This window comes from Methylobacterium aquaticum, from assembly GCF_001043915.1.
In the GTDB taxonomy this organism is placed as follows: domain Bacteria; phylum Pseudomonadota; class Alphaproteobacteria; order Rhizobiales; family Beijerinckiaceae; genus Methylobacterium; species Methylobacterium aquaticum.
In genome coordinates this window covers 57,581-79,789 of the sequence record NZ_LABX01000007.1, presented here as the reverse complement: position 1 = coordinate 79,789, position 22,209 = coordinate 57,581, and the positions used below count along the sequence as shown (strand labels likewise).

The window sequence follows — 22,209 nt, the reverse complement described above, 5'->3', positions numbered from 1 at the left end:
CAGGCAAACGCTTCGTCCGCTTAGGGTCTTGTTTGATCGCAGATTTTTGCCGCCGAACCGGCGACCACTTCGGCGAAATCTGCTTAGGGAACCGCCGCGGCCTGCGCGATCTGCGCCCGCCGCCGGTTGCGGCGGCGGCCGAGATAGAGCAGCAGACCCGTCACCCCGAAGAGCGGCATGGCGAGCGCCGCCAGCATGAAGGCGATCCAGCCGACGGGGCCGAAGAACCGCCCCTCGTGCAGGGCCAGCATGCTGCCGGCGAGGCGGGCGCCGATCGGTCGCTCGGTGTAGAGGTCGCGGGAGTCGAGCGTGCCGTCGGGTCGGAAGCGCCACTCGTCGCGGGCCTGGACATGAGCGGCATCGGGCGCCACGGCGCGGATGCGGATCGTCTCGCCCGCGCGGGCCGGCGCCAGGGAGGCGGTGGCGTAGCGGCCGTTCGTGGCCGCCGTGAAGGCCGCGAAGGCGGGATCGAGGGGCACGGGCGCGCCCTCGCGCTTGCCCATTCCTCGGGCAGGCGCAGCGGCGGCCGGGCGGCCGGTGAGCAGGACGGTCACCCCGTCGCGGTACCAGCCATAGGACCACCACAGGCCGGTCAGCGCCATCAGCAGGTAGAGCACCAGCATCCAGGTGCCGACGACCGCGTGCAGCGACCAGTAGAGCGCCCGACCGCGGCGGTTGAGCGCCGGCTTCAGCCAGATCCGCCAGTCGCGCCGGCCCTTCGGCCAGCGCAGGTAGAGGCCCGACAGCGCGAGATAGACCAGCGCCAGGGCCGAGGCGCCGGTGAGGGTGCGGCCCCATCCGTCGCCGTTGCCGGGGATGAGAAGCCAGCGGTGCAGCCGCAGCACCGTGTCGAAGAACGCCTCGCCCACCGCCGGCCCGAGGATCCGCCCGTCGTAAGGGTCGACATAGGTCTCGGTGCCGCGTCCGGGCCCGTCGGCGAGGCGCACCCGCGCCGCCCGGTCCAGAGCCCCGTTCAGGACCATCAGCGTGATGCGCCGCCCCGGCGCCTCGTCGGTGAGCCGCGCGATCAGCGCATCCGGCGTCAGGCGCGGGCCCTCCCGCACCGGGACAGTGACGATGCCGGGACTCATGAGGCTCATGACCTCGTCCTCGACGCTCAGGATTCCTCCGGTCACCCCGACCAGCATCAGGACGAGGCCGGCGGTGAGCCCGAGGAACCAATGGACCTGGAACAGGGCGCTCCTCACCGGGACGCCCCCGTGCAGGCCGGAGCGGCGGCGGGCGCGGAGCCTGCGTCGGGCTGCATCATGGTCCGTTGTCCTGCGCCGCGTGCCGGCCCGACCGATCGCTGCCGCAGGATCGCCGGCCGATATCCCTCATGACGCCGACGCTTAGGGCCTCGACGAAGACGATGTCAATGATTCCAGTGCCGGATGAAGCAGGCATATCATTATAATGATTCCAGATTGGTCCACCTATAAGGCCATGGACGATTTTTTACTTTGCTCGTGAATGGATCTCACAGGTGAAACGCCGATCGGGGCGTGCGGCCGCAATTTCTCCTTGACGAGTCTCTGTCCCGCGCCGGACTCTCCCGCCCGGCTACGCGACGCCGGCCCTCACGGGCCCGAGACGATCGCGGCCAAAAGGAGAGGAAGCATGACGTCCATCCGCGAGGCGCTGCGTGGCGCCGTCATCGCCGCATCCCTGTGCGGCCCGTCCGCGATCCTGGCGCTCGGGGGGGCTGCCGCGACGCTGGCCCTGTCCGGTCCGGCCATCGCTCAGGAGACGGTGAAGATCGCCTTCATCGATCCGCTCTCGGGCGGGGGCGCCCCGACCGGCGAGGCCGGCCTGCGCCATTTCCAGTACATGGCCGAGGTCCTGAACGCCCGCCAGAAGCAGTTCCGCTTCGAAGTGCTCGCCTACGACAACAAGGTCAACCCGCAGGAGACCCTGATCGCCGCCCAGAAGGGCATCGATGCCGGCGCCCGGGTGCTGGTGCAGGGCAACGGCTCCTCCGCCGCCGCGGCCCTCACCGACTTCGTCGCCAAGCACAACGAGCGCAACCCGAACCGCCAGGTCATCTACATCAACTACTCCGCCGTCGATCCGTCGCTGACCAACGAGAAGTGCAATTACTGGCACTTCCGCTTCGATGCCAATTCCGACATCAAGATGGAGGCGCTGACGAATTTCATGAGGACGCGGCCGGAGATCAAAAAGGTCTATCTCATCAACCAGGATTACTCGTTCGGCCAGTCGGTGCGGGCCCAGGCCCGCGCGATGCTGAAGGCCAAGCGGCCCGACATCGAGATCGTCGGCGACGAGGTCACGCCGTTGCAGAAGGTCAACGACTTCGCGCCCTACATTACCAAGATCAAGGCATCGGGCGCGGATTCGGTCATCACGGGCAACTGGGCCCAGGACTTCAACCTGCTGCTCAAGGCCGCCGCCGAGGCAGGGCTCCAGGCGACGTTCTACACCTACTATGCGGGTGGCACCGGCGGGCCGAGCGTGGTGCGCCAGACCGGGCTCGCCCACCGGGTGTTCGAGGTATCGCAGGGGGGCGCCAATACCGGCGACGCCGCCACGCAGGACTTCGAGGCCGCGTTCCGGGCGCGGACCGCCATCGGCTCGACCTATCCGCGCGTCTTCAATGCGATGAACGCGCTGCTCACGGCGATGCAGGAGGCTGGCTCCTCCGAGGCACGCAAGGTGGCGCCGAAGCTCGAACGGGCCCGCTTGAAGCCGCATACCGGCAGCGACGGCTACGTGCGGCCCGACGACCACCAGTACTTCCAGACGATGTTCGTCTCGTCCTTCGGTCCGATGGAGCCCGGCATGCGCTTCGACGAGGAGGGCACCGGCTGGGGCTGGAAGATGGTCGGCCGGGTCGAGACCCAGGACACGCTGGTCCCGACCACCTGCCGGATGGACCGGCCAAGCTGAGATTCGTCCGCGGAGGCGGCCGGGGGTCTCACGGGGCCCGGTCCGCCTCCGCGAGCGCCTCCAGGAAGGTGTCGAGCATCGCACCCGCGAACGCGTCCATGTTGGCGGCGCGGTCGGCGTAGCCGGTCTCGACGGTCAGGCGGCGCGTCACCGGGCCTGCCACCGCCAGGCAGGTATGGCCCGCGGCGTCGCCGTAGCGGTTGCCGCGGGGGCCCGCCGCGCCGGTCTCGCACAGGCCCCAGGCCGCGCCGTGGCGCTCGCGCACCAGAGCGGCCACCCGCTCGGCGTAAGGCTCGCTGGCGCTGCGCAGGCCGGCCATTCCGGCCTCGTCGAGCCCGATCAGGGCCCGGCGCGCCTGGGCCGTGTAGACCACCGCGCCGCCGAGGAAATAGGCGGAGGCACCCGGCACCGCAAGAAGGGCGGCGGAGACGAGACCACCGGCGGAGGATTCGGCCACCGCGACGGTCTCCCGCCGGGCCGTCAGCCGGGCGGCGATGCGGCCGGCCCTCTCCATCAGCGCGTGCATGCGGGATTCTCCTGCCTCCAGGAGACGGTATCCGGTCGGGTCCTACTCCGCCAGCGCGCCCTCGTCGTCGGCGCCAGTCGGGGCCAGCCGCACCCAGGCGTCGAGGGCCCGGCCGATCCCGAGGCCGACGAGGCCCACGAAACTCAGCGACAGGCCAATATGGAGGAAAAGGGACGCATCAGACATCAAACTCACCCGACGATGAAGGATTCGAGGAGAACCGCGGAGGCGACGCGCTTCCTGGTTCCGGTTCATGGGTTCCCTGTGGCGTCGAGGGGGGCCCCCGGTCGGGAGAGGTGTCGCACCGCCTTGGGGCGGAACGATGGTCCCGGTATGGCGCGAGGCTATCCCCGGCCGAGCCCCGGCGGCGGTGTGATTGCGCACCTTGGCCGTGATGCGGGTCATCATGGCGCCTCTGCGTGCAACCGCTCGGCGACGGCACTCAGATCGGCGCGCCGCCGCGCCAGCAACGCCAGCTCCGATGATCGCGATGGTTCCGGTCCGGTCCAATCCTGCCGCTCCCGCAGTCCTGCCGCATCCTGCTTGCCGCCCCCTTCGCAGCCGTTACGTCAACGCGGAACTATCCCCGGTGGTGCCAATCAATCGCGCGAAATCTTTCACCCGCCGAGGCGGAACTCCCGGCGATCGGCTTGAGGCCTCGAACTTGCAGGATTATGGCCGCGCTTGTCCTCCAGCCCGGGATCTCCGAGTCGTGTCGAACCTCGAAACCGTCGTCACCGAGATCGTCGACGAGATGCGCCAGCGGACCGATCGCGGCGAGGTGGCGCGCTACATCCCCGAACTCGCCCGGGTCGATCCCGGCCAGTTCGGCCTCGCGGTCATCGGCGCCGACGGCACGGTCGCGGCGGCGGGCGATTGCGACGTGCCGTTCTCGATCCAGAGCATCTCGAAGGTCTTCACCCTCACGCTGGCGCTCGGCATGGTCGGCGACCGGCTGTGGCAGCGGGTCGGGCGCGAGCCCTCGGGCAGCCCGTTCAACTCGGTGGTGCAGCTCGAATACGAGCGCGGCATCCCCCGCAACCCCTTCATCAATGCCGGCGCCATCGCGGTCACCGACCTGATCCTGTCGCGCCACCAGCCGCGCGAGGCGCTCGGCGAGATCCTGCGCTTCATGCAGTTCCTGGCCCAGGACACCTCGATCACCATCGACGAGGCGGTCGCGGCCTCCGAGCACCGCACCGGCTTCCGCAACGTCGCACTCGCCAACTACATGAAGTCGTTCGGGGTGATCGACAATCCGGTCGAGTACACGCTCGGCGTCTATTTCCATCACTGCGCCATCAGCATGACCTGCCGGCAGCTCGCGGTGGCGGGGCGGTTCCTCGCCCATTCCGGCCGCGATCCCAGCACCGGCCTGTCGGTGGTGCAGGCCGAGCGGGCGCGGCGCATCAACGCCGTGATGCTGACCTGCGGCCATTACGACGGCTCGGGCGAGTTCGCCTACCGGGTCGGCCTGCCGGGCAAGAGCGGCGTCGGCGGCGGCATCCTGGCGGTGGCGCCGGGACGTGCCTCGATCGCCGTCTGGGCGCCGGGGCTGGACGCTGCCGGCAATTCCCACCTCGGGCGCATCGCCCTGGAGCGGCTGACGAAGCGCCTCGGCTGGTCGATCTTCGGGGAGTAGGGGATTGATGCACAATCTGGAAGATTACGTCCGGATTGTATATCGTAAGTCCGCGCGGTCGAGCCGGACGCTCCACACGCCTGAGCGACGCCGACATCCGCACTGCGGATGCGATCCGACAGATTGCCTGAAGCAATCATACCATCGGCCCAAGATGCTGACGCATCGGGCCGATCAACGATCTCAAACTTTCGATACTGCGCCAAAGACTTAGAGCATTTTCCGACGAAGTGCATACCGGTTCGTCGTAGAAAATGCGGCAAAATCAAAGATCTAGAGCGCCTCGCGATTGCAACGCGATCGTGAGGCGCTGTAGCAAAAATTGGAGAACGGCACCAAAGGTCGTTTCCAACGACCGTTGGTATCAGTTCGTCACCGGCTTCGCCGTCCCTAGCGAACAAAACCGTTTCGCGATCCGCGCCGGAGAATGCCACCCTGGATAGCAAGTTTTTATTTAGTCGGATTTCGTGCAACGCGGAGCATCCGCGCTCATGGCTTGCGCGAACGCTCCTCGCGGATCGCCACATCGTGGTAGCCGCCGCTCGCCGGCATGATGTCGAGGGCGCGTTCCCGCGCCGTCTGGCTCGGGGCCGACCAGTCGTGGCGGCCGCCGCGGCTGCGGCCGCCGGCCGGGAACGCATAGATCTTCGCAGTGGCATACTGCCCGGTGGTGGTCATCGGATGGGCCTCGTAGGGGGCCGCCACGTCGCGGCGGCGGCGTCTGGGCTGATAACGAAGTCTGCCCGAGAAATGCGCCAGTTGACTATCAAAAAAACATTGGTTGGCTAAAATACGTGCATGCCCGCTCTTGCGTCGTCGGGCAGATTGGTGGGTGTGGCGCCTCCTTGTGCGTCTTGGTGCTGTGGCGCGCAACCGAGCAGAGCGTCAGTACCGGGAGACGGACAGCGTCACGCAGACGTCGCGGAGTGATAGCCCGGGCAAACGCACGGGTGCGGCATTCGTTCCGTTCCGCCGCAGGGTTTGGCACGGCTCGTGCAACGATGGGGATGCCGCTGACGGGTGGTGGGCTCGGACGAGGCATCACGGGCTCCACCTGAACCTGATAGAGAGACGCGAGATGACCAAATACAAGCTCGAGTATATTTGGCTCGATGGCTACACTCCGACCCCGAACCTTCGCGGCAAGACCCAGATCAAGGCATTCGACAGCTTCCCGACGCTCGAGGAGCTTCCGCTCTGGGGCTTCGACGGCAGCTCGACCAAGCAGGCCGAGGGCAGTTCCTCGGATTGCGTGCTGAAGCCCGTCCGCCACTTCCCCGATCCGGCCCGCACCAACGGTGTCCTGGTCCTGTGCGAAGTCATGATGCCGGACGGCAAGACTCCGCACCCGTCGAACAAGCGCGCCACCATCCTGGATGACGAAGGCGCCTGGTTCGGCTTCGAGCAGGAATATTTCTTCTACAAGAACGGCCGCCCGCTCGGCTTCCCCGAGACCGGCTACCCGGCGCCGCAGGGCCCGTACTACACCGGCGTCGGCTTCTCCAACGTCGGCTCAGTCGCCCGCCAGATCGTCGAGGAGCATCTCGACCTCTGCCTCGCCGCCGGCATCAACCACGAGGGCATCAACGCCGAGGTGGCGAAGGGCCAGTGGGAGTTCCAGATCTTCGGCAAGGGCTCCAAGAAGGCCGCCGACGAGATGTGGATGGCGCGCTACCTGATGCAGCGCCTCTGCGAGAAGTACGAGATCGACATCGAGTACCACTGCAAGCCGCTCGGCGACACCGACTGGAACGGCTCGGGCATGCACGCCAACTTCTCGACCTCGTACATGCGCGAAGTCGGCGGCAAGGAGTATTTCGAGGCGCTGATGAAGGCGTTCGGGGATGCCCGTGAGGACCACATCGCCGTCTACGGCCCGGACAACCACATGCGGCTGACCGGCAAGCACGAGACCGCCTCGATCCACACCTTCAGCTGGGGCGTGGCCGATCGCGGCGCCTCGATCCGCGTGCCCCACAGCTTCGTCAACAACGGCTACAAGGGCTACCTCGAGGATCGCCGCCCGAACTCGATGGGCGACCCCTACCAGATCGCCTCGCAGATCCTGAAGACCATCTCGACCGTCCCGACCGAGGTCTCGGCCGCGGCCTGAACCTCTTCGGATTGGTGAAACACGGAGCGGCGCGGGCCTTTCGGCCCGCGCCGTTTCCACGCCACCGGCGCGTCACACCACCGCCGTCGCGTGCTCCTGCGCCACCATGCCGTGCTGCTTCAATGGGCGATTGGCGGTCAGCCGCCGCAGCAGCACGTAGAAGACCGGGGTCAGGAAGAGCCCGAAGGCCGTGACCCCGATCATGCCGGAGAACACCGCGACGCCCATGGCGCGCCGCATCTCCGAGCCGGCGCCCGTCGCGGTGACGAGGGGCAGGACGCCCATGATGAAGGCCATCGAGGTCATTAGGATCGGCCGCAGGCGCAGGCGGCTCGCCTCGATCGCGGCCTGGACCGGATTGCGGCCGGCGAATTCCAGCTCCCGGGCGAATTCGACGATCAGGATCGCGTTCTTGGCGGACAGGCCGACGAGGACGATGAGGCCGATCTGCGTGAAGACGTTGTTGTCGCCCGCCGACAGCCACACTCCGGTCATCGCGGCGAGCAGGCCCATCGGCACGATCAGCAGGATCGCCAGCGGCAGGGCGAGGCTCTCGTACTGCGCCGCCAGGACCAGGAAGACGAGGAGCAGGGCGAGCGGGAAGACCCAGACACCCGAATTCCCGGCGATGAATTCCTGGTAGGTGAGGTCGGTCCACTCGAAGGCGAAGCCCCGCGGCAGGGTCTCGGCGGCGATCCGCGCCGCGGCCGCCTGCGCCTGCCCGGACGAGAAGCCGGGGGCCGCGCCCGCATTGATGTCGGCGGCGAGGAAGCCGTTGTAGCGCATCGCCCGCTCGGGGCCCGCGGTCTGGCGCACGCGCAAGAGCGCCGAGAGCGGCACCATCTCGCCCGAGCCCGCCCGCACCTTGAGCAGGCCGATATCGTCGGCGCGGGCGCGGAACGGCGCATCGGCCTGGACCCGGACCGAGTAGGTGCGGCCGAAGCGGTTGAAATCGTTGACGTAGAGCGACCCGAGATAGATCTGGAGCGTATCGAACACGTCGGTGACCGGGATCTTGAGCTGGCGCGCCTTGGTCCGGTCGATATCGGCGAAGAGCTGCGGCACGTTCATCTGGAAGCTGGAGAACAGGCCGGCGAGCTCCGGCGCCTGCGCGGCCTTGGCGAGGAAGGCTTTCGTCGCGTCGTTCAGCGCCTCGTAGCCGAGGCCGGCCCGGTCTTCGATCTGCAGCTTGAACCCGCCGATGGTGCCTAAGCCGTTGACCGGCGGCGGCGGGAACATCGCGATGAACGCCTCCGGGATGCTGGCGTACTTCTGGTTCAGCGACCTCGCGATGGCGGCGCCGCTCAAGCCCGGGCCCTTGCGCTCGTCGAAGGGCTTGAGGGTCGAGAACACGATCCCCGAATTCGACGAGTTGGTGAAGCCGTTGATCGACAGGCCCGGGAAGGCGACCGCGCTCTCGACGCCGGGTTCCTTCAGGGCGATCTCGCTCATACGGCGGATCACCTCCTCGGTCCGGTCGAGGGTGGCGCCGTCGGGCAACTGCGCGAAGCCGACGAGGTACTGCTTGTCCTGGCCCGGCACGAAGCCGCCGGGGATCTGGCGAAACAGCATTGCGGTCACCCCGACGAGAACGAGGTAGACCACCATCATCGCGCCTTTGCGCGAGATGACGCCGCCGACGCCGCGCCCGTAGCCGTCCGAGGCCCAGCCGAAGGCGCGGTTGAACCGTCGGAAGAACCAGCCGAGCAGGGCGTCGAGCACCCGGGTCAGCCGGTCCTTCGGCGCGTGGTGATCCTTCAGCAGGAGCGCCGAGAGGGCTGGGGACAGGGTCAGCGAGTTGATCGCCGAGATCACGGTCGAGATCGCGATGGTCAGGGCGAACTGCTTGTAGAACTGACCGGTGAGCCCGCTGATGAAGGCAAGCGGCACGAACACCGCCACCAGCACCAGCGCGATGGCGATGATCGGGCCCGACACCTCCCGCATCGCCTGGTAGCTCGCATCGCGCGGCGACAAGCCGGCCTCGATGTTGCGCTCGACATTCTCCACCACGACGATCGCGTCGTCGACCACGATGCCGATGGCGAGCACGAGGCCGAACAGGCTGAGCGCGTTGATCGAGAAGCCGAAGATGTGCATCACCGCGAAGGTGCCGATGATCGAGACCGGCACGGCCAGCAGCGGGATGATCGAGGCCCGCCAGGTCTGGAGGAAGAGGATCACCACCAGCACCACGAGGGCCACCGCCTCGAGCAGGGTGTGGATCACCGCCTCGATCGAGGCGCGCACGAATTGCGTCGGGTCGTAGACGATCTGGTAATCGACCCCCTCCGGCATGGTCCGCTTGATCTCCGCCATGGTGCGGCGGACCGCGTCGGAGATCTGGATCGCGTTCGAGCCGGGGGATTGCGAGATGGGGAGCGCCACCGCCGCCTTGTTGTCGAGGAGCGAGCGGAGCGCATAATCCGCGGCCCCGAGTTCGATCCGGGCGATGTCGCGCAACCGCGTGACCGCCCCGTCCTCCCCGGTCTTGACCACGATGTCGCCGAACTGCTCCTCGCTGGTGAGGCGTCCTTCGGCGTTGAGCGACAGTTGCAGGTCGAGGCCGGGGATGGCCGGCGAGGCGCCGATGGTGCCGGCGGCCGCCTCGACGTTCTGGGCCTGGATCTCGCGGACGACGTCGCCGGCCGACAGGCCGTGCTCGGCGACCTTCTGCGGGTCGAGCCAGATCCGCATCGCGTAGTCGCCCGAGCCGAAGAGCTGCACCTGGCCGACGCCGTCGAGCCGAGCGAGCCGGTCCTTGATGTTCAGCACCGCGTAGTTGCGCAGGTACGTCATGTCGTACCGGCCGTTCGGCGAGACGAGGTGCACCACCATGGTCAGGTCGGGCGAGGACTTCACCGTGACGACGCCAAGCTGGCGCACGACCGCCGGCAGCCGCGGCTCGGCCTGCGAGACCCGGTTCTGCACCAGCTGCTGGGCCTTGTCGGGGTCGGTGCCGAGCCGGAACGTCACGGTCAGCGTCATGACGCCGTCCGTCGTCGCCTGGCTCGCCATGTAGAGCATGCCCTCGACGCCGTTGATCTGCTCCTCGATCGGCGTCGCCACGGTCTCGGCGATGACCTTGGGGTTGGCGCCCGGGAAGGTCGCCCGCACCACGACGGAAGGCGGAACCACGTCCGGATACTCGGAGATCGGCATCGCGAACAGCGACAGCAACCCGCCGATGACGATGAGAACCGAGAGCACGCCCGCGAAGATCGGGCGGTCGATGAAGAACTTGGAGAGGTTCATGCCGCCCTCCGGGGGCGAGAGGAAGTCGTGGGCAGTGCCGCCGCCTCACGATTCCGACGAAGAAGTGTGGCGGGATCCCCTCTCCCGTCTGGGAGAGAGGTAGGGGCGATCGAAGATCGCGCGACGGTAATACGGTTCAGGATCGAGCACTGATCGGGGGGGAAACGGAATAGTCCGAGTTTTGCGCGGAGACGCAGCACCCTCGTCCCGGGCCCCTCTCCCATCCGGGAGAGGGGAACTGAGAACTCTTCTCGGAAAGCGGAGATTGTCGATTCTATCGATCGGGTCAGGCTTTGATCTGCTCGACAGACCTGAAACACGCCATGTCATCCCGGGGCTGCGCAGCGGAGCCCGGGGTCCGGAACCGCGGATCATGCAGGATGAGTCGGGATGCTTCCGCCTTGTCTGCAATCACCCGAGCGTCCGGATTGCGGGCTCCTCTACGCGGCCTCGGAATGACCAGGAGGGTGGAGGGACCTGCGCGTCGTCCTCATCCGCCGTTCCTTGTCACCGTTGCGCCAGCTTGCCCGTCCCCGGCTCCGGCATTGGCCGCGCGCCCATCGTCACCGGCGACGGGCTGACGAGGCTGCCCGGCCGCACCCGCTGCAAGCCGTTGACGACGATCCGCTCGCCTGCCGACAGGCCGGAGGTGACCACCCGCAAGCCCTCGACCGTCCGGCCGAGGGTGACGGCCCGGAACGCGGTCCGGTCGTCGGCCCCGACCACCAGCACGAAGCGCTTGTCCTGGTCGGTGCCGATGGCCCGCTCGTCGACGAGGAGCAGCCGCTCGGGCGCCGCCTGGCCGAGGCGCAGGCGGGCGAACTGGCCGGGGATCAGGTGCCCGTTGGCATTGCCGAAGGTGGCGCGCACCCGCACCGTGCCGCTGCGGGCATCGACCTTGTTGTCGATGAACTGGAGGTGCCCCTTCGCCGGAATCCCGTCGGCGGTCGCCATTTCAACGGGAATGCGGTCGAGCCGGCCGCGCCGGCCCGAGGGCTCGGCGATCGAGCCCAGCGCCTTGAGCACCACCGTCTCGTCGGCGTCGAAGCTCGCATAGATCGGATCGACCGAGACGAGGGTCGTCAGCACCGCCGCACCCGCCCCCGTCGCCACGAGGTTGCCGGGGGTGATCTCCCGGCGCCCGACCCGGCCGCCCACCGCTGCCCGCACCTGCGTATAGTCGAGGTTGAGGCGGGCCGCCGCCAAGGTCGCCTTGGCGGCGTCGAGATTGGCCTTCGCCTCCTTGAAGGCGTTCGCCCGCACGTCGAGGTCGCGCGCGGTGACGATGCGCTGGTCCGACAGGCGCTGCCCGCGCTCGTAGTCGCTGGCCGTCAGCGCCAGGCGCGCCTCGGCGCCGGCCACCTGCGCCTCCAGGCGCTGGACCTCCGCCGCGTAGGGCGCGGGATCGATCGTCACCAGCAGGTCGCCGGCCTTCACCAGGTCGCCTTCCGAGAAATGCGTCGCCTGCACGGCGCCGCCGACCCGGGCCCGCACGTCGATCCGCTCGACCGCCTCGAGCCGGCCCGAGAAATCGTCGAACAGCGTCACGTCGCGGGGCTCGACCGTGGCGACCGGCACCGGCACCGCCTGCTCGACCGGCGGGGTCGCAGCGACGGCCTGTCCTAAGGACAGGGGCGGCAGCGGCAGATAGGGATAGGCGGCGCCCGCAAGGAGCGCGAGGGCAAGACCGGCCGCGGCGAAGCGCGGAAGGCGGGTGGAGACGACAGCAGGCTCGGAATTCACGACCGGCTCCGATATCTGTAACATGCGATACACATGTCGGCATGGACGCCGGCCGTCAAGTGATTTATCTATCAATCGATACACAAAATGGAGCCAGCGGACAATGGTGATGGGGCGACCCCGGGCCTTCTGCACGGAGAAGGCCCTCGACGAGGCGATGGAGGTATTCTGGCGCCACGGCTACGACGGGGCGACCCTGGCGATGCTGACCAAGGCGATGGGCATCAAGCCGCCGAGCCTCTACGCCGCCTTCGGCAGCAAGGAGGGCCTTCTGAAGGCGGCGCTCGACCGTTACGCCGAGCGGCGCTCGGAGCACATGCGCTACGTGCTGGCCGGCACCACCGCCCGCGACGTGGCCGAGCGCTTCCTGTCGAGCATCGCCGAGAGCCACACCGATCCGGCCAACCCGCCCGGCTGCCTCCTGGTCCAGGGCGGGCTCGCTTGCGGCGCCGGGTCGGAGAACATCCCGTTCGAGCTCGCCGCCCGCCGCGCCGAGACCGAGACCGACTTGCGCGAGCGCTTCGCGCGGGCGAGGGCCGAGGGCGACCTGGCCGAGGGCGACGACCCGGCGGCGCTGGCCCGCTTCCTGTCGACGGTTGCCTCGGGGATGGGAGTGCTGGCCTCCTCGGGCGCCGATCGCGAGGCGTTGCGCGAGGTGGCGCGCGTGTCGCTCGGAGCGTTCCCGCAGGCGCGCGCGGCGGCCGGCGGTCCGCGCTGACGCCAATCCGGTGCGGTCGGGAATCGGGCAGGCCCACGTCTCGGGCTCGTCGAACCGAGCCGGCGGCGCCGGTTGCCGCTGCGGAGCCCATTCAAGATCCGCTGCACCAAACAGTTGTGCTGACGCTGGTTCGCGGAGGAGTTCTTGGTAATGTCCAGAACCTGACGCTTTTACTGTAAAATGAGACCCTTAACTGAAAATTATTGAGCTTCTGGTTTCATGGGGCGAGCGGGGCATCGGCCTCGATCCCGACAGGCCCATACCGGGGCCGCAAGGCAAGCAGTGCGTCGCGAGCTGGATCACCGTATGTTCTCCCTGTCCAAGCTGGCCGTCAGGCTGCCCTCGACCATCGTTGGGCTCGCGCTCGTCAGCGCGACGGTCATGGGCGGCCTGAGTTGGTATTCGGCCAAGAGCAGCCTCGTCTCCGCGGTGCAAGACCGGCTTCAGCTCGCCGCGACGGCGACCGGGCACGGCATCGCCCTCGTGGCCGATCAGGCCAGGTCCGATTTCGCCGCCGCCGCCAGCCACCCGCAGGTGGCCTCGAACTTCACCGACCTGATCGAGACTCTCGATCCCGCCAAGCCGGACTATGCCGGGATCCTGGCGGCGTTCCGGGCCCCGCCGACCCCGGAGGCGCGCCTCGCCTTCGACGGCACCACCACGAACACCATGTATGGCCGCCGTCACGTGAAGGTGCAGGAGGTGGCCCGCCGGCTCCTGAGCCAGCCGGGCTACGCCGATCTCCTGTTCCTCGATCCCGACGGGCGCATCGTCTACACGGCGACGAAGGGCGACGACTTCGCGGCCTCGGTCAAGGATCCGGCTCTGCGTGACACCAGTCTCGCCCGGCTGTTCGAGCAGATGAAGGGCGCTGCGCCCGACGCGGTCTCGTTCGCGGACTTCTCCGCCTATCCGGTCGGCGGGGCTCCCGCGGCCTTCATCGGGAAGACGATGAACCGGCGTGCCAACGTCGCCATGGGCACCGCGCAGGCCGTGGAGCGCGCCGGCTACATCGTGATGCGCCTGACGCCCGCCCTGTTCGACGCGACCCTGGCGCAGCGCGCCGGCCTCGGCGAGACCGGTCAGGTCGTCGTGGCGGGTGCCGATGGCCGCTTGCGCGGCAAGCCGCCGCTCTCGGCCGGGATCGCGGCCGGTGCGCCGGTGAGCGAACTCGGCATCGCCGCCGAGCGGCTCGCCGTGCGGGCGCCGTTCTCCTACGAGGCGTCGAACGGCCGCCACATGGCGGCGAGCGCCGCGGTGCCGGTGCTCGGGGCCAACTGGACCATGCTGGCGGAGCAGTCGGAGGCCGAGGCGCTACATGCGGTCGACGCGCTGTCGCGGATCCTGGTGATGATCGGCCTCGTCGTCCTTCTCGGCACGGCCGCGCTCGGGCTCCTGATGGCGCGGGCGATCGTGCGTCCCCTCGGCGCGCTCACGACAGCCATCAAGGCGCTGGCCGCCCGGCAGGCCCTCGACGAGGTCCCCGGCTCTCGGCGCCGCGACGAGATCGGCGACATCGCTCGGGCCGTGGTGATGATCCGCGACCTCTCTCTCGAGGATGCGGCCCAGCAGCTGCGGACCACCGAGGCGGCGCGCCTGCGCGAGGAGCAGGCCCGCCGCAGCCTGCTGCGCGACCTCGCCGACCGGTTCGAGGTCTCGGTCGGCGGCATCGTCGCCCGCGTCTCCGGTGCGGCCGAGGGCCTGAGCGGGGCGTCCGGCGCCGTGACGCAGGCGGTCGAGGGGACGGCGTCCCGCTCGGTCAGCGTCGCGGCCACCGCCCGGCAGACCAGCGGCAATATCGGGGCCGTCGCCGCGGCGGCCGAGGAACTCGGCGCGACCGTATCGGAGATCAGCCGTCAGGTCGTGCAGGCCGCCGGCATGTCGGCCGAGGCGGTGGCGCAGGCCCAGGCTGCCGGCAGCACGATGGCGCAACTCTCCGCCGCCGCCGCCCGTATCGGCGACGTCGTCGGCCTCGTCTCCCAGATCGCCGGCCAGACCAACCTGCTGGCGCTGAACGCCACCATCGAGGCGGCCCGAGCCGGGGCCGCGGGGCGCGGCTTCGCGGTGGTCGCGGCCGAGGTGAAGGAACTCGCCGGCCAGACCGCCAAGGCCACCGACGAGATCGGCCGCCACGTCGCGGCGATCCAATCCACCAGCCTCGGCGCCGGGGACGCGATCGCCGGCGTGACCGCGCAGATCGAGGCGATGAGCCAGGTCACCACCGGCATCGCCTCGGCGATCGAGGAGCAGGGTGCGATGACCCACGAGATCGTGCGCCAGATGGCCGAGGCGACGGACGGCACCACCGCGATGACCCGCGACATCGGCGAGGTCGCCGACGCCGCGGGCACGGCGGGCCGCGCCGCGTCCGAGGTGGCGCAGGTCTCCGACGACCTGTCGGACCAGTGCGCCCGCCTGCGCCAGGAGGTCGATGTGTTCCTGGCCAGCGTGCGGGCCGCCTGACCGGGGCGCTCAGCCGATCTCGCCGAAATGGTCACCGCTTCGGCGGCAAGAATCGACGATAAACAAGAGCCTCGGCAGACGTTCATTGGCACGCCAACGCACGTCTGCTGAGAGCATTGTCCGACGAAGGGGATGCCGGTTCGTCGAAGACAATGCAGCAAAACAAACACTGGGGAACGTCGCCATTGCGACGCGATCGTGACGTGGTCCAGGGGACCGCAGTCACGCGATCGGAACGATCGGGCGCGCCGCGACATAGGCGGTGCGGCGCCCCGGCACGAAGCCCAGGGCTTGGGAGAAGGCATGCACCTTCGGGTCCGTGCGCCCGCTCTGCATCAGGACGTGGTGGCAGCCGCTCGCCCAGGCATGGGTGAGGGCCGCCTGGACGACGGCGCGGCCGTGCCCCCGTCCCCGGATTGCCGGGTGGGTGACGACGTTCTCCAGGAAGCCGTGGCGCCGTCCCTCGCGCAGCAGGTTCGGTGCGGTCACGAGGCATGCAGGTGGCCGCGATGCGCCCGCTCGCCTCGGACACGAAGACGGTGACGCCCGGATGGGCGAGGGTGTCCTGCCACACGCGCGCGGCATGCTCCCGCGGTTCGGCGGTTCGGCTGACCTCGGAGGCGGCCAGGAGGGCGAGGAGCGGCGCGAGATCGGACGCGACGGCAGGCCGGGCGGTCGGCCTCCCGCCCTCGTCCGCCGCGCCAGGCCCGGGCCCGGCGGGCACCCGCGTCACCCCTGCTCCAACGGCCGCATCACCGCGTAGAGCGCGGATTTCGCCTCGAAGCCGATGCCGGGCACGTCCGGCATCGCGACGCGGCTATCCGCCACCGGCACCGCATCGGCAAAGCCGCCGAAGGGCGCGAAGACGTCCGGGTAGCTCTCGTTGCCGCCAAGCCCAAGACCGACCGCGATGTTGAGGGCGAACTGATGGCCGCCATGCGGCACGCAGCGGCGCGGCGACCAGCCATGGGCGCGCAGGGTGTCGAGGGTGCGCAGGTACTCGACCAGCCCGTAGGAAAGGGCGGGGTCGCATTGCAGGATGTCGCGGTCCGGCCTCAGGCCCCCGTGGCGGATCAGGTTGCGGGCGTCCTGATGCGAGAACAGGTTCTCGCCGGTGGCGAGCGGGCCGTCATAGGTCGTGGCGAGCGCCGCATGGGCCAGGTAGTCGAGGGGATCGACCGGCTCCTCGTACCAGCGCAGGCCGTAAGGCGCGATCGCCCGGCCGAACCGGATCGCCTCCTCCAACGTGAAGCGGCCGTTGACATCGACGCAGAGACGGGAGCCGTCGCCGCCGAGCACGCTGAGCACCGCCTCGATCCGGGCGATGTCCTCGTCCAGGGGCACCAGCCCGACCTTCATCTTCACGGTGCTGTAGCCGCGGTCGAGATAGGAGCGCATCTCGTCCTGGAGCGCGTCGAGACCCTTGCCCGGATAATAGTAGCCGCCGGCCGCGTAGACCCAGGCCGTCGGGTCGGCCTCGCCGCCGCGGTAGCGGTCGGCGAGCAGGCGCCAGAGCGGCACGCCTTTCGCCTTGGCGAGCGCATCCCACAGGGCCATGTCGAGCACGCCGACCGCCACCGAGCGCTCGCCGTGGCCGCCGGGCTTCTCGTTCCGCATCATCGCCGCCCAGGCCCGGTGCGGGTCGATCAGGCCGTCCTCGCCCTGGAGGTCGTCCGGGCTGGCACCGAGCAGGCGCGGGATGAAGCGCTCGCGCAACAGGCCCTGCGGCGCGTAGCGGCCGTTCGAGTTGAAGCCGAAGCCGACGACCGGCCGGCCGTCGACCACCCTGTCGGTCACCACCGCGACCACGCTCGCCGTCATGGTCGAGAAGTCGATCCAGGCATTGGCGATATCCGACTTGATCGGCGCGACGATGTCGCGGATGGCGGTGATGCGCATGGCAGATCCCTCACGAGCCCGATGGGGTCGTGTCGTAGGGGCGGCCGTCCGTGCTGGCAAATGCGCAGGACGCGCGCCGCGTCAGCGCGCCGTGCCGTTCGTCTGCGCGCCGGGACCGGTGCCGGGTGCGCCGCTGCCGGTCGGGCCGTGGCGCTGCACGGTCGGGCCCGGGCCCATATTGCCGCCGCTCGACCCTTGCGCGCCGGTCGAGCCCATGCTGCCCGGATTGTTGCCGCCAATGCCGGTGCCCGGCGGCTCGCTCGCCATGCCGGACCCGGTGTTGCCGGTCGAGGGGCGGGCGGTGCCGGCGCCGTTGTCGATGCCCTGGGCCGCGGCGGGGCCGGCCAGCAATGCGAGGGCAAGGGCGAGGAGACTGGTGCGGATCGGCCAGGCGACCGGTGATGTGATCGGCATTCGGGGATGTCCACGGTTCGGATGCAGTCGGACCGGGCCAACGGCAGGACCGTGCCGGCGTTCCCGCCCGGGAGTGCCGGCTCCGGTCGAAACCGGGCTTGAGCGATGCGCGAGGCCCGGCGGGTGGGCGGCCTGGCCTCGCGGACGGGCACGATGACGCGGTGCCCGCGAGGGCGTGGCATCATCGACGTCTCGGGACTTTCGACATCTCGGGCTCATCGATGTTCTGGCATTCTGGCCGATATGCGCGCAGTGTCAGCGGCCTGTCGTCCTGCCGTCACGGGAGGACGGCTATCGCCACCCGGCAGAAGGTGGCGCGGATCTTGATAGGGAGTGCGCGGGGTCCGGTCGCGATCGGTTCCGCGCGAAGGAGTTGAGATGCAGGTCTTCCTGATCGCCCTGGGGCTCGTTGTCGTCCTGGTCGCCGTCGGCGTGTTCGGTCGTCATCCCGACACCCGCGAGGATCCAGTTCCCCGGCGGCGTTCTTGAGCGGACGGCGCAACGGCCCCGTTCCTCCCGCGTTAGGGAGCTGTGGTGGGCCGCGCGGCGGCCTCATGGAGACTGGTTCTCCCGCGACAGGAGTCCATGATGCCCGGATCGCCCTTGCTCCGTTGCGCGCTCCTCGTCGGCGCATGGATCGCCACCTGTTCCCTCGTGCAGGCGCAGACCCGTCCCGATCAGACCGGCACCGGGGGCGGCCCGCTGGCCACCATCACGGCGCCGCATACCAGTTCGGTCGGCGCGACGGTGCCGCGTCCCGGCCCGGGCGATCGGCGCCTGGAGCGCCGGATCGACGACCGCACGCGCCTGGAGCGCGCCGACGACCGGATCGACACCGGGATCTGCACCGGCTGCAACTGACGGCGGCACCCGGATCGGCACGAGCGGAGGCGGCTGCGTCCGCCAGCCCGGCGAGGCGCGACGCCTGCCGCAGGCCCGGAGCCGGGCGGCCTGCCGACTAGTGCGGACGATCCGGTGCCACCGCCTCATCCGCGAGGCCCGGCACAAGCGGCAGGGCCGCGGCGCAGGCAGCCGCCATGATCCAGAACGCCCCCGCCCCGAGGGCGCCGTAGAGCGGGCCGGCGGCCAGGGTCGCGAGGGTGGTGGCGATCCCGAGGCCGAGGGTGCCGTAGAGGGTCTGGGCCGTCGCCGCGACGGCGGGCGGGACGGTCTGGCCGAGGATCCGCATCGCCGCGAGATGCAGGAGCGCGAAGGTCAGCCCGTGTAGGGCCTGGATGGTGGCGAGGGCCGGCAGCGCGACGGTGAGCGCTGCCACCGACCAGCGCACAAGTCCGGCGCCCGCCGCCAGCGCCAGGGCGCCGGCCGGACCGAGGCGGGCGAGGAGCGGTGGGCCGACGACGAGGAAGACCGCCACTTCCGCCGCCACTGCCTCCGCCCAGAGCAGGCTCGCGGTCGCCGGGCTCAGGCCCGCTTCGCGCCAGCGGATCACCGCGAAGGCATCGTGCACTGCGTGGCTGCCGATCACCAGGGACGCCACCGCGACGAGGCGGCGGAAGGCCGGCATGCGCAAGAGCTGCCGGGCCCCGGCCGTGACCTGAGTCCGGGCCGAGGCGGCGGCGACCGGCAGGCGGAGCGTCGCGCCGGCCAGCGCCGCGAAGGCGGCGGCGCCCGCCACCGGCAGGGCCGCGAGGCCGAGGAACCCCGTGACCTGCCCGGCCGCCAGGGTGCCGCCGATGAAGGCGGCCGAGCCCGCGCCCCGCACGGTGCCGTAGGAGAAGCGGGACGCCTTGGCCGCCGGCAGCGCCAGGGCGTCGGCGAGGGGGGCGAGCGGCGCCGTTGCGGCGGCATGGGCGAGGCCGGCGAGCAGCAACCCGACAAACCCATGACCCACCAGGTAGAGGAGGGCGCTCGTCGCCGAGAGGGCGGCGCAGACGGCGAGCACGCCCCGTCCGGCGGCGAACCGGTCGGCGATGGTCCCGGCGAGCGGGCCGGCGGCGAGGCGCAGGCCGGTGCCGGCGGCGAGCACCAGCCCGACCTCGGTGGGAGAGAGCCCGCGCTGGCTCAACAGCGCGGGCAGGAACGGCGTGGTGAGGCCGTAACCGCCATAGAGCGCGGCATAGACGAGAAGGAAGCGCGGCAGCGCGCCCGGGATGGCCTGCATCGCGCGATGCCTATCCGGTCTCGCGGTCCGCCGCGCGGCCCGGCGTCAGAGCAGGCCGGCGCCGTGCGGGTCGTCGCGCGGCGGCTCGACCGAGACGATGGCCCCGAGGCCGAGGACGAGGGCGCCGGCGGCGCACAAGGCGAGGGAGAGGGAGAGAGCAGCGATCATCATGGATGCGACCTTCGCGACTCCGTGCTTAACGCAACCTTGCCGAACCGGGTAAAGAGAGGGAAAACCCCAGCATCCACACCATGGAGGGTGAGGCGTGCGGCGGCGGTGCCACGGCCACGCAAACGCCATCATCGCGGGAGGAACGCCTGTGGACTATCGTACCCTCGGCCGGTCCGGCCTGAAGGTCTCGCCCCTGTGCCTCGGCACGATGATGTTCGGCGGGCCGACCCCCGACGACGAGGCCGAGCGCATCGTCGCGGATGCCCGCGACCGGGGCATCACCTTCATCGACACGGCGAACGCCTACACGGAAGGGCGCTCGGAGGAGGTGGTGGGACGGGCCATCGCCCGCGACCGCGACGCCTGGGTGCTCGCCACCAAGGTGGCGAACCCGATGGGCAAGGGGCCGAATGACCGTGGCCTGTCCCGCGGCCACATCGTGCAAGCCTGCGAGGCCAGCCTGCGGCGGCTGAACACCGACCGGATCGACCTGTACTACCTCCACAAGGAGGACCACGACACGCCGCTCTCCGAGACGGTGCGGGCGATGGCCGACCTGATCCGCGCCGGCAAGGTGCGGTATTTCGGGGTGTCCAACTACCGCGCCTGGCGGGTCGCCGAGATCTGCCGCCTGTGCGACGAGCACGGCATCGACCGGCCGGTGGCGAGCCAGCCCTACTACAACGCGCTCAACCGGATGCCGGAGGTCGAGCACCTGCCGGCCTGCACCCATTACGGTCTCGGCGTCGTCCCCTATTCGCCCCTCGCCCGCGGCGTGCTGACGGCGAAGTACCGGCCCGGCGAGACGCCGCCGGAGGGCACCCGTGCCGGGCGCGGCGACACCCGGATGATGCAGACCGAGTGGCGGCCCGAGAGCCTGCGCATCGCCGAGCGGCTGAAGGCCCATGCGGAGGCCAAGGGCGCCTCGGTGATCGACGTCGCGGTGGCCTGGGTGCTCAACAACCGCGCGGTCACGTCGGTGATCGCCGGGCCGCGCACGGTCGACCAGTGGCGCGTCTATGTCGGGGCGCTGGACTACCGCTTCACCCCGGAGGACGAGGCCCTGGTCGACGGCCTGGTGCCGGCGGGCCATCCCTCGACCCCGGGCTATACCGATCCGGCCTATCCGCTCGAGGGCCGGACCACCTGGACGGCGGCCCCCGCCTGAGGCATCGTCCCGTCGCACGATCGTCCGGACGAGGCGCCCTGGTCCGTGAGGTCGCCGCATCGTCTGCGACGATCCGAGACCCGCTCCGCCCGGGCGAGCCCGCCTTCGTCAGGCTAACGGCGCATCTGATGTGGATGACGCCGGCCCGACGGCGATTTCCTCTTGGAACGCCCCGCTCACGGCTTAGTTGTTGACGCTATGTGCCCAGGCATGTCCACTGTTCGGCCCTGGGAGATGGGTTGCAGACCGGAGGAGACCGATGGCGACCAAAACCACCAAGAAGGCCGAGACGAAAGCCGAGCCCGAGGCCGCCCCCCCGAAGGCTGCGAAGGCCGCCCCGAAGGCCGCCGCCAAGGAGGAGGCTAAGGAGGAGGTCAAGGAGGAAGCCAAGGGCAAGAAAGTCGCCGCCCCAAAATCCGGCGACAAGCCGAATGCGTTGCAGAAGCCGCTCCAGCCGACCCCGGAGCTGGCCGCGATCGTCGGCGACAGCCCGATCCCGCGCGGCGAGGTGGTGAGCAAGGTGTGGGACTACATCCGCACCCACTCGCTCCAGAACCCCGAGAACAAGCGAGAGATCCTCGCCGATGACAAGCTGAAAAAGGTCTTCGGCAAGGATAAGGCGACGATGTTCGAAATGAACAAGTACCTCGCCCAGCACCTGAAGTAGGGCGATCATCCTGTCGATCCGGGCGATCTGCCTGCTCCCACCCGGATGGTCGCGCAAAGCGGCCATCCGTGCCCCAGCGGCGCCGGGAGGGGATCGGCGCCTGTCTCGCCGCTCCGCGAGGACCCGAGGAGGCGATTGGTCTTCCCCGGAGAGAGCCGATGTCCCAGATCCGAGACCCGGGCGAGTCCGGCCGGCGGCGCGCCCTCGCGGCGATGATCGTGCTCATCGTCCTGGTGGCCGGCGGCGTCTGGCTCGCCGAGACGCTGCGCCGGGAATCGGCGCTCGAGGATTGCCTGGCGAGCGGCCGGCGAGAGTGCGTTCCGCTTCGGCCCGAACCGTGACGCATCCGGCGCACCAGCCGACCCGCTCGGTTTGAAGGACCCCTTCCGGACTCCGCT

20 protein-coding genes are annotated in these 22,209 nt (G+C 69.8%); 9 read left to right on the top strand and 11 right to left on the bottom strand.

The genetic code is table 11. The features are described from left to right. Window positions 1-83 precede the first annotated feature (83 nt). Window positions 84-1,208 carry a PepSY-associated TM helix domain-containing protein gene (locus VP06_RS01115; protein WP_053081474.1) on the bottom strand — a complete coding sequence of 375 codons (1,125 nt, stop codon included), beginning with the start codon at window positions 1,206-1,208 and terminating at the stop codon, window positions 84-86. Between the two features lie 412 nt (window positions 1,209-1,620). Here VP06_RS01115 and VP06_RS01110 point away from each other — a divergent pair, with 412 nt between their 5' ends. Further along, complete coding sequence (locus VP06_RS01110; RefSeq protein WP_082167083.1) at window positions 1,621-2,910, top strand: branched-chain amino acid ABC transporter substrate-binding protein; 1,290 nt, start codon at window positions 1,621-1,623, stop codon at window positions 2,908-2,910. Between the two features lie 28 nt (window positions 2,911-2,938). Here the strand turns inward: VP06_RS01110 and VP06_RS01105 are convergent, their stop codons facing one another. Then, complete coding sequence (locus VP06_RS01105; RefSeq protein WP_048461981.1) at window positions 2,939-3,436, bottom strand: CinA family protein; 498 nt, start codon at window positions 3,434-3,436, stop codon at window positions 2,939-2,941. A gap of 42 nt (window positions 3,437-3,478) precedes the next feature. Next, the gene (locus tag VP06_RS36925) at window positions 3,479-3,622 is read right to left on the bottom strand and encodes a hypothetical protein (protein ID WP_164712349.1); all 144 of its coding nucleotides are present in this window, start codon (window positions 3,620-3,622) and stop codon (window positions 3,479-3,481) included. 526 nt (window positions 3,623-4,148) lie between these two features. Here VP06_RS36925 and VP06_RS01100 point away from each other — a divergent pair. Continuing rightward, window positions 4,149-5,078 carry a glutaminase gene (locus tag VP06_RS01100; RefSeq protein ID WP_048461980.1) on the top strand — a complete coding sequence of 310 codons (930 nt, stop codon included), beginning with the start codon at window positions 4,149-4,151 and terminating at the stop codon, window positions 5,076-5,078. A gap of 489 nt (window positions 5,079-5,567) precedes the next feature. On the opposite strand, the gene VP06_RS01095 is transcribed toward VP06_RS01100, so the two are convergent. Next, window positions 5,568-5,756 (bottom strand): DUF2735 domain-containing protein, encoded by a 189-nt coding sequence (locus VP06_RS01095; protein ID WP_048461979.1) that lies wholly within the window; start codon window positions 5,754-5,756, stop codon window positions 5,568-5,570. A gap of 400 nt (window positions 5,757-6,156) precedes the next feature. Here VP06_RS01095 and VP06_RS01090 point away from each other — a divergent pair, with 400 nt between their 5' ends. After that, entirely contained in the window at window positions 6,157-7,191 is a 1,035-nt protein-coding gene (locus tag VP06_RS01090) for a glutamine synthetase beta-grasp domain-containing protein (RefSeq protein ID WP_048461978.1), read from the top strand. A 72-nt stretch (window positions 7,192-7,263) separates the two neighbouring features. On the opposite strand, the gene VP06_RS01085 is transcribed toward VP06_RS01090, so the two are convergent. Beyond that, window positions 7,264-10,446 (bottom strand): efflux RND transporter permease subunit, encoded by a 3,183-nt coding sequence (locus VP06_RS01085; RefSeq protein WP_048461977.1) that lies wholly within the window; start codon window positions 10,444-10,446, stop codon window positions 7,264-7,266. A 507-nt stretch (window positions 10,447-10,953) separates the two neighbouring features. Beyond that, window positions 10,954-12,204 carry an efflux RND transporter periplasmic adaptor subunit gene (locus VP06_RS01080; RefSeq protein ID WP_048461988.1) on the bottom strand — a complete coding sequence of 417 codons (1,251 nt, stop codon included), beginning with the start codon at window positions 12,202-12,204 and terminating at the stop codon, window positions 10,954-10,956. 88 nt (window positions 12,205-12,292) lie between these two features. On the opposite strand from VP06_RS01080, the gene VP06_RS01075 reads away from it, so the two are divergent. After that, window positions 12,293-12,907, top strand: coding sequence for a TetR/AcrR family transcriptional regulator (locus VP06_RS01075; protein WP_048461976.1), 615 nt, complete (start codon window positions 12,293-12,295; stop codon window positions 12,905-12,907). A gap of 306 nt (window positions 12,908-13,213) precedes the next feature. Further along, window positions 13,214-15,370, top strand: coding sequence for a methyl-accepting chemotaxis protein (locus tag VP06_RS01070; protein WP_048461975.1), 2,157 nt, complete (start codon window positions 13,214-13,216; stop codon window positions 15,368-15,370). Between the two features lie 222 nt (window positions 15,371-15,592). On the opposite strand, the gene VP06_RS37750 is transcribed toward VP06_RS01070, so the two are convergent. The 3 genes from VP06_RS37750 to VP06_RS01055 form a co-directional block, all read right to left on the bottom strand. Continuing rightward, on the bottom strand, window positions 15,593-15,859 hold the full coding sequence (locus VP06_RS37750) for a GNAT family N-acetyltransferase (RefSeq protein ID WP_245291003.1): 267 nt from the start codon (window positions 15,857-15,859) through the stop codon (window positions 15,593-15,595). 240 nt (window positions 15,860-16,099) lie between these two features. Further along, window positions 16,100-17,269 (bottom strand): mandelate racemase/muconate lactonizing enzyme family protein, encoded by a 1,170-nt coding sequence (locus VP06_RS01060; RefSeq protein WP_048461974.1) that lies wholly within the window; start codon window positions 17,267-17,269, stop codon window positions 16,100-16,102. Window positions 17,270-17,350: 81 nt separating this feature from the next. Continuing rightward, window positions 17,351-17,683, bottom strand: a complete 333-nt coding sequence (locus VP06_RS01055) for a hypothetical protein (RefSeq protein ID WP_048461973.1) — start codon at window positions 17,681-17,683, stop codon at window positions 17,351-17,353. Window positions 17,684-18,286: 603 nt separating this feature from the next. On the opposite strand from VP06_RS01055, the gene VP06_RS01050 reads away from it, so the two are divergent. Next, window positions 18,287-18,544 carry a hypothetical protein gene (locus VP06_RS01050; RefSeq protein WP_245291002.1) on the top strand — a complete coding sequence of 86 codons (258 nt, stop codon included), beginning with the start codon at window positions 18,287-18,289 and terminating at the stop codon, window positions 18,542-18,544. 97 nt (window positions 18,545-18,641) lie between these two features. On the opposite strand, the gene VP06_RS01045 is transcribed toward VP06_RS01050, so the two are convergent. Both VP06_RS01045 and VP06_RS38465 read right to left on the bottom strand, forming a co-directional pair. Continuing rightward, window positions 18,642-19,805 (bottom strand): MFS transporter, encoded by a 1,164-nt coding sequence (locus VP06_RS01045; protein ID WP_048461971.1) that lies wholly within the window; start codon window positions 19,803-19,805, stop codon window positions 18,642-18,644. A 45-nt stretch (window positions 19,806-19,850) separates the two neighbouring features. Further along, window positions 19,851-19,976, bottom strand: a complete 126-nt coding sequence (locus VP06_RS38465) for a hypothetical protein (RefSeq protein WP_280950150.1) — start codon at window positions 19,974-19,976, stop codon at window positions 19,851-19,853. Window positions 19,977-20,124: 148 nt separating this feature from the next. On the opposite strand from VP06_RS38465, the gene VP06_RS01040 reads away from it, so the two are divergent. From VP06_RS01040 to VP06_RS01030, 3 genes are all read left to right on the top strand, one after another. Beyond that, window positions 20,125-21,144 (top strand): aldo/keto reductase, encoded by a 1,020-nt coding sequence (locus VP06_RS01040; RefSeq protein ID WP_048461970.1) that lies wholly within the window; start codon window positions 20,125-20,127, stop codon window positions 21,142-21,144. A 259-nt stretch (window positions 21,145-21,403) separates the two neighbouring features. Further along, window positions 21,404-21,811: an SWIB/MDM2 domain-containing protein gene (locus VP06_RS01035; RefSeq protein WP_048461969.1), complete on the top strand. Its 408-nt coding sequence runs from the start codon at window positions 21,404-21,406 to the stop codon at window positions 21,809-21,811. A 158-nt stretch (window positions 21,812-21,969) separates the two neighbouring features. After that, window positions 21,970-22,152, top strand: a complete 183-nt coding sequence (locus VP06_RS01030; protein ID WP_048461968.1) for a hypothetical protein — start codon at window positions 21,970-21,972, stop codon at window positions 22,150-22,152. Window positions 22,153-22,209 lie beyond the last annotated feature (57 nt).